The 6,669-nt window shown below is 62.4% G+C and carries 5 protein-coding genes; 4 read left to right on the top strand and 1 reads right to left on the bottom strand.

Annotated features, from left to right (window positions below):
* The first annotated feature begins 154 nt into the window (after positions 1–154).
* From DXD24_RS01855 to DXD24_RS01845, 3 genes are all read left to right on the top strand, one after another.
* Positions 155–2,137: an ATP-dependent DNA helicase RecQ gene (locus DXD24_RS01855; RefSeq protein WP_117563736.1), complete on the top strand. Its 1,983-nt coding sequence runs from the start codon at positions 155–157 to the stop codon at positions 2,135–2,137.
* Positions 2,137–2,904: a GntR family transcriptional regulator gene (locus DXD24_RS01850; RefSeq protein ID WP_233502295.1), complete on the top strand. Its 768-nt coding sequence runs from the start codon at positions 2,137–2,139 to the stop codon at positions 2,902–2,904. The genes DXD24_RS01855 and DXD24_RS01850 overlap by 1 nt, the downstream gene beginning before the upstream one ends.
* Positions 2,905–3,048: 144 nt before the next feature.
* Positions 3,049–4,017: an SIS domain-containing protein gene (locus DXD24_RS01845; RefSeq protein ID WP_117563735.1), complete on the top strand. Its 969-nt coding sequence runs from the start codon at positions 3,049–3,051 to the stop codon at positions 4,015–4,017.
* Between the two features lie 133 nt (positions 4,018–4,150).
* On the opposite strand, the gene DXD24_RS01840 is transcribed toward DXD24_RS01845, so the two are convergent.
* A complete protein-coding gene (locus tag DXD24_RS01840) occupies positions 4,151–5,128 on the bottom strand; it encodes an L-lactate dehydrogenase (RefSeq protein ID WP_117563734.1) in 978 nt (325 codons plus the stop codon).
* A gap of 211 nt (positions 5,129–5,339) precedes the next feature.
* Between DXD24_RS01840 and metA the strand changes: the two genes are divergently transcribed.
* Positions 5,340–6,266: a homoserine O-succinyltransferase gene (gene metA / locus DXD24_RS01835; RefSeq protein ID WP_117563733.1), complete on the top strand. Its 927-nt coding sequence runs from the start codon at positions 5,340–5,342 to the stop codon at positions 6,264–6,266.
* Positions 6,267–6,669: the final 403 nt, after the last annotated feature.

Genomic DNA, 6,669 nt, shown 5'->3' with positions numbered 1-6,669 from the left:
CGGGCTGACAATTTCGACTGTAATGGACGTTCTTAAACGACTAGTCATTCAAGAACGTCCCCAATGACTACCCATGTCGTGGCTGGCCGCCGTGCGGCGCTGGTCCGTGTGGCGGCGTATAATCGGCGGCAGATGACTTGGACGTTAGGAAACCATGACCGATAGCATGCAGCAGATGGCGCTCGACACGCTCGGCGCCTATTTTGGCTACACCTCGTTTCGCCCGGGACAGGACCGCATGGTCGATGCGATTCTTGCCGGCCGCGATGCGCTGGGCGTTATGCCCACGGGTGCCGGCAAGTCCATTTGCTACCAGGTGCCCGCGCTCATGCTTCCCGGCATCACCTTTGTGGTGAGTCCGTTGCTGTCGCTTATGGAGGACCAGACCCGCGCGCTGCTCGCGGCGGGTGCGCGCCCCAGTTATCTCAACTCCAGCCTTACTCCGGCCCAGCAAAACACCGTGCTCAAGCGGGCGCGCGAGGGCCGCTACCAGCTTATGTACGTGGCGCCCGAGCGCTTGCTCGAGCCACGCTTTTTGGCCTTTGCGCAGGAGGCCGCGGCGGACGGCGGCATTGGCGTGCCGCTCGTGGCCATTGACGAGGCCCACTGCGTGAGCCAATGGGGCCAGGATTTCCGTCCCGCCTACCTGCAGATTCGTGAGTTCATCGATTCCCTGCCGCAGCGCCCCATCGTGGCGGCCTTTACCGCTACGGCGACTGAGCGTGTGCGCGCGGACATTCAGCAGATGCTCGGCCTGCAAAATCCCGCGACGGTGGTGACGGGCTTCGATCGCAAGAACCTCTACTTTGGCTGCGAGGAGATGGGCGACAAGGCCAAGGCAGCGTGGGTGCGCGACTATGTGATTGCGCATTCGGGCGAGAGCGGCATCGTGTATTGCTCGACCCGCAAGACGGTCGATGCGCTGGCAGGCGAGCTTGCCGAGGCGCTGGGCCCCAGCGGCATTCGCGTTGGCCGCTACCATGCCGGCATGGGCAATGACGCCCGCCGCCAAAGCCAGCGTGCCTTTATTGACGACGATCTTCAGGTGATGGTTGCCACCAACGCCTTTGGCATGGGCATCGACAAGCCCAACGTGCGCTACGTGATCCACAACAATGTGCCCGAGAGCATCGAGGCCTACTACCAGGAGGCGGGCCGCGCCGGCCGCGATGGCGATCCGGCCAGCTGCCACTTACTGTGGAACGGCAACGATTTTCGCATGCGCCGCTTTTTAATCGACCGCGGCGATGCGGCCGACGAGGCGCTCGACGACGAGCAACGCGCGTGGGCGCTCCAAAATCGATATCGTCTGCTCAGCCAGATGGAGGGCTACTGCAATACCACCGGCTGCCTGCGCGAATATATGCTGCGCTACTTTGGCGACGAGGCCGCGGCCGAGCATGCTGCTGCGGCTGGTGCGGGCGCCACCGCCACGGACGAAGCCGAGGGCTGCGGCAACTGCAGCAACTGCCTCACGCAGTTCGAGGTCGAGGACGTCACCGATATGGCCCGCGCTGCCGTGCGCTATGTGGCCACGCGTCCCATGCGTTTTGGCAAGTCGCTGATCGCCGACGTGCTCCACGGCGGCAACACCGAGCGCATTCGCCAGATGCATCTGGACGAGGACCGCGGCTACGGTGAGCTGTCGAGCGAATCGGTCGGGCGCATCAAGGACATCATCGGGCAGCTGTGCGGCCGCGGTTATTTGGCCACCTCGCAGGGGCAGTACCCGGTCGTGGGGCTGGGCCCGCGTGCCGGCGAGGTCGAGGACGAGGCGTTCGCCTTTACCGTTAAGCGTCGCGCGTCCAAGCGCAAGGCCTCGGCCCGCGCCCGCCGCGCGGTGGATCTGCTGCGCGAGGAGGCCGAGCTGGATCAGCGCCCGCGCGTGGGCGACGATGCCGAGCTGTTCGAGCGCCTGCGTGCCTTGCGCAAGGAGATCTCGACCGAGCTGGAGATGGCGCCGTATATGGTCTTTTCCGACAAGGCTCTGCGCGGCCTGTGCCGCCTGCGCCCTCAAACGCGCGAGGAGCTGATCCGGGTCAACGGCATTGGCGAGAAAAAGGCCGACGCCTTTGGCGAGCAGTTTATGGCGGCGATTGAAGAGTTTGAGTCCGAGCATGCACGGGATGGAGCGTAATGATGGCAGCCGATAGCAAGACCGAACGTTCCGAGCGCGCCGAGGTGTCCGCCGTGCCGCTGTACCAGCAGGTTATGGACGACCTAAAGGGCGAGATCGCGCGCGGCGTGTACGCGGCCGGCTCGCGTATTCCTTCCGAGATGGAGCTCGCGAAGTCCTACGGCGTGGGACGCATCACCGTGCGCCGCGCCATCGAGGAGCTGTCGCGTGCGGGGTATCTCAGCCGCCAGCAGGGGAGGGGTACCTTTGTGTGCGCTCCCAAGCTCAAGCGCAAGATTCGCCAGAAGGGTGACGTCCAGAGCTTTACCGAGGGTTGTGCTGCCAACGACATGGTGCCGGGTGCGCGTCTGGTGTCGCGCACGGTGGTCGCAGCGACGCACGAGGATGCGGCGTTTTTTGGGGTGGAACCCGGCTGTGAGCTTATCGTGGTCGAGCGCGTGCGCACGGCCGACGGCGTGCCCGTCATGCTCGAGAACAACGCCTTTGTGCTCGCCGACCATCCCTACCTGCAGACGCTTGCCGATAAAGACCTCGCCGATAACTCGATCTTTGCGCTCGTTGCAGAGCATTCGGGCCGCGCGCCGCTCAAGTCCGATCCCTGCACCGTGGAGATTGCGCTTGCCGATGCTCAGGCGGCCCCGCTGCTGGAGGTGCCGGTCGGCGAGCCGCTCTTTTATATGGAGGCGTACTTTACCGATGCAGACGAGCGCCCCCTGCTGCTCGGGCGCCAAAAGATCGTGGGCTCGCGCTACGTGTTCGACATCTAACATCCACGAATAGAACAATATGGAACAAATTTGCCGCAATGACTTCACCTGCGACAGCTTGCGTGCTATAAATAGGACAACATAGAACGACCGCAGGTACGAGCTGTCGTCGCTCAAAGCCGCCCCACAAGGAGGAACATCAGGATGAACGCACATGATCTGGTTCAGGAAATTATCGAGCGCAAGGGCAAGATTGAGAACGTTTTTTGGATTGCCTGCGGCGGTTCGATGATCGACCTGATGCCGGCCAACGAGCTGCTCAAGCGCGAGGCGACCACGTTTACCTCGACGGTTTACACGGCGCGCGAGTTTTGCCTGATGGCCCCCAAGAGTCTTGGCGAGAAGTCACTCGTCATCGCCTGCAGCCACAGCGGCAATACGCAGGAGGTCGTCGACGGTTGCGAGATGGCGCTGGCAGCCGGTGCCGAGGTCGTGGCCATGACCGACTGCGAGGGCTCCAAGATTGATAACGGCAAGTGGACCACCTGGGTCTACCCTTGGGGCGAGGGCGTGTCGCAGGCCGAGGTGCCGCAGGGCATCGGCGCTCTGATCGCCGCCGAACTGCTCCACCAGCAGGAGGGTTACGAGGCGCTCGCCGACATGTACGCCGGCCTTAAGCAGATGGACGCGCTGCTGCCCGCCGCCCGCGAGAAGGTCAACGCCGAGCTGGGCGATCGCTTTGCCGAGCTCTGCCAGAAGCACAAGTTCTTCTACATCCTGGGCTCGGGCCCCAACTTTAGCCAGACCTACGCCATGGCCATCTGCTCGCTCATGGAGATGCAGTGGCAGCACTGCTGCTACATCCATTCCGGCGAGTACTTCCACGGTCCCTTCGAGGCCACCGAGCCCGGCGTGTTCTACTTTGTGCAGCTCGGATCGGGTGAGTGCCGCCCCATGGAGGAGCGCGCACTTGCGTTCCTCAACACGCACACCGATACGGTCATGGTACTCGATGCGCTCGAGTACGGCCTGGGCGACGTGCCCGCCAGCGTGCGTTCGTTCTTGGAGCCGATCTTCTTCTACGCGATGAGCTGCGAGCTGCGCGCCGCCCGCGGCAAGGTGTTCGACCACAGCCCCGAGGTTCGTCGCTACATGGGCATCGAGCAGTACTAAGTAACGGGAAAACCATTCACCTTCGATTCGCAAGGGCGCAGCGCGAGTCAAAAAAGCGGGCCGAGCCGGGGATTTCCGGCGCGGCCCGCTTGGTATCGCGCTTAGATTCGCGAGGTGTCGCGGCAACCGACGCTTACTTGGCGTCGTAGGCCTCGGCATCCCACCAGTCGAGCTGGGCGATGTTGTCGCGGATGTGCTGGCAGCTCTTGTGGAAGCCCTCGAGCTCGTGCTCGGAAAGGTCGAGCGTGTAGACCTCCTCGACGCCCTCGGCGCCGATCACGCACGGCAGGGAGGTGAAGATGCCCTCCTCGCCATACTGGCCGGTCATAAGCGTAGAGGCCGAAAGCACGGCGTGCTCGTTGTGCAGCACGGCGGCACAGACGCGCGCGGCGGAGTTGGCGACGGCGTACTCGGTGCACTGCTTGCCCTGGTAGGTTACGTAGCCGCCCTTGCGTGCGAGCTCCTCGACCTCCATGTGGTCGAAGGCGTACTTGTCGGGATTCTCGGCCTGAAGCTCGTTAAGGCTCTTGCCGGCGATGGTCGCGGCCTTAAAGGCGGCAAGCTGGCTAAAGCCGTGCTCGCCGATCATGTAGGCGTCGATGGACTTGGGGCTCACGCCGACCTTCTTGGAGATCTCGGTGCGCAGGCGGGCCGAATCTAGGCCGCAGCCCGAGCCGATGATCTTCTTGGGATCGTAGCCGGTCAGGTGCCACAGCTCGGTGCACACGACGTCGCAGGGGTTGGAGATGCTCACGAAGATGCCGTCGAAGCCGGCGTCGACAATGCGCTTGGCAAAGGTGCGCGCGGCGTCGGTGGTAAAGAACAGCTCGCCGTCGCGGTTACCGGCGGCCAGCGCGACCTTGCCGGCGGCGTTGACGATGACGTCGCAGCAGGCCAGCTCCTCGTAGTGGTCGTAGCAGTTGACGATCTTGGTGTTGTACGGGACAAACGAAAGGGAGTCGCGCAGGTCCTGGACCTCGGACGTCACCTTGGCCTCGTTGATATCGCACAGGTACAGCTCATCGGCAATGCCCTGCATGAGCAGGCTGTTGGCGACATGTGCTCCTACGTGGCCCTGGCCGACCACACCGATCTTACGCGTCTGGTACATATATGTATCCTTTCGGCCGAGTTTTTCGCGTCGAACCATTGTAGCCTCCTGCCGTCACTTTGCTAGGCTAAAGCGTCGTAGATTTTTGGGACATGCTTTAATCTCTACTTTTGGAGTGATTTGGGCCGCTGGTGACATCGCCGGGCGATGTGCTCGCGCGGATGGGGCCGCTCGTTGTACCATAACTGCAACTGACTCGTAAGGAGCATCCATGCCCATTCGCATTCCCGACGCCCTCCCTGCTGCCGCGCAGCTCGAGAGCGAGAACATCTTTGTCATGACCGAGTACCGCGCACTGCACCAGGACATCCGTCCGCTGCGCGTGCTCATCCTCAACCTCATGCCCACCAAAATCGCCACCGAGACGCAGATCATGCGCAAGCTCTCCAACACGCCGCTGCAGGTGGAGGTGGACCTGCTGCGTACCAAGACGCACGAGGCCACACACGTGAGCGCCGGTCACCTGGAGACGTTCTACCGCACGTTCGACGACATCCGCGACATCCACTACGACGGCCTGATTATCACGGGCGCGCCCGTGGAGCAGATGCCGTTCGAGGAGGTCGACTACTGGCCCGAGCTCTGCCAGATCATGGATTGGTCCACCACGCACGTGCACTCCACGCTTCACATTTGTTGGGGCGCGCAGGCGGGGCTCTACCATCATTACGGTATCCAGAAGTACGACCTGCCGGCAAAGGCGAGCGGCGTATTTGAGCATTATCTGGTGAAGCCGCAAAGCCCGCTGGTCCGCGGCTTTGACGATCGTTTCTATGCCGTGCATTCGCGCAACACCGATGTGCGCCGCGAGGACGTGGAGGCCGAGCCGCAGCTTGAGGTCGTGGCCGTGTCCGACGAGGTAGGCCTGTACATCGTCAAGTCGACCGACAGCCGTCGCTTTTTTGTCTTTGGCCATCCGGAGTACGATACCGACACGTTGCGTCTGGAGTACGAGCGCGACGTGAAGCGCGGGCTCAACCCTCAGGTGCCGGCGCATTACTTCCCGGGCGACGACCCCACCGCCGAGCCGCACAACGTCTGGCGTAGCCAAGCTCAGCTGCTCTACACCAACTGGCTCAACTACTACGTCTACCAGACCACGCCCTACGACCTGGCCCGCGCCGGCGAGGAGCACTAGGCCGCTGTCGTGGCTGTGGCTGCGGCGGTGGCAGCTGCTATGGCTGTGGCGGTTGCCGTATATGTTGCCGTGACCGCTGCCGTGTCTGCTGCGTGATGAGCGTGGAAATCCGGACACACGAGCGTGGATAATCGGACGTTTGCAACGTGAGCGTGGATAATCTCCCGTTTTTGGCTCACAAGGGGTCTCAAAGCGGGAGATTTTCCACGCTCATTTTTTGCAGCTGCCGTACCGTCGGCATCATCACGCGTTGAGTACATGCGGACTACATCGCAAACTAGGTAGTTTTGATCCACGGCATATTTTCTTTCAATGAAGTCGGTGGCTTTTGAGGCTCAAAATGTGGAGACAGGGACCTCTGGACAACCGCTCTACCTGCAGATATGGAGCATTTGCCTAAAAC

The sequence above is a fragment of the Collinsella sp. TF12-2AT genome, from assembly GCF_003436735.1.
Lineage (GTDB): Bacteria > Actinomycetota > Coriobacteriia > Coriobacteriales > Coriobacteriaceae > Collinsella.
This window is presented reverse-complemented; position numbering and strand designations above follow the sequence as displayed.

Excerpts from the sequence above, each read along its gene's own strand:
- DXD24_RS01855 (WP_117563736.1), top strand. The coding sequence starts at position 155 with ATGACCGATAGCATGCAGCAGATGGCGCTCGACACGCTCGGCGCCTAT.
- DXD24_RS01850 (WP_233502295.1), top strand. The coding sequence starts at position 2,137 with ATGATGGCAGCCGATAGCAAGACCGAACGTTCCGAGCGCGCCGAGGTG.
- DXD24_RS01845 (WP_117563735.1), top strand. The coding sequence starts at position 3,049 with ATGAACGCACATGATCTGGTTCAGGAAATTATCGAGCGCAAGGGCAAG.
- DXD24_RS01840 (WP_117563734.1), bottom strand. The coding sequence starts at position 5,128 with ATGTACCAGACGCGTAAGATCGGTGTGGTCGGCCAGGGCCACGTAGGA.
- metA (WP_117563733.1), top strand. The coding sequence starts at position 5,340 with ATGCCCATTCGCATTCCCGACGCCCTCCCTGCTGCCGCGCAGCTCGAG.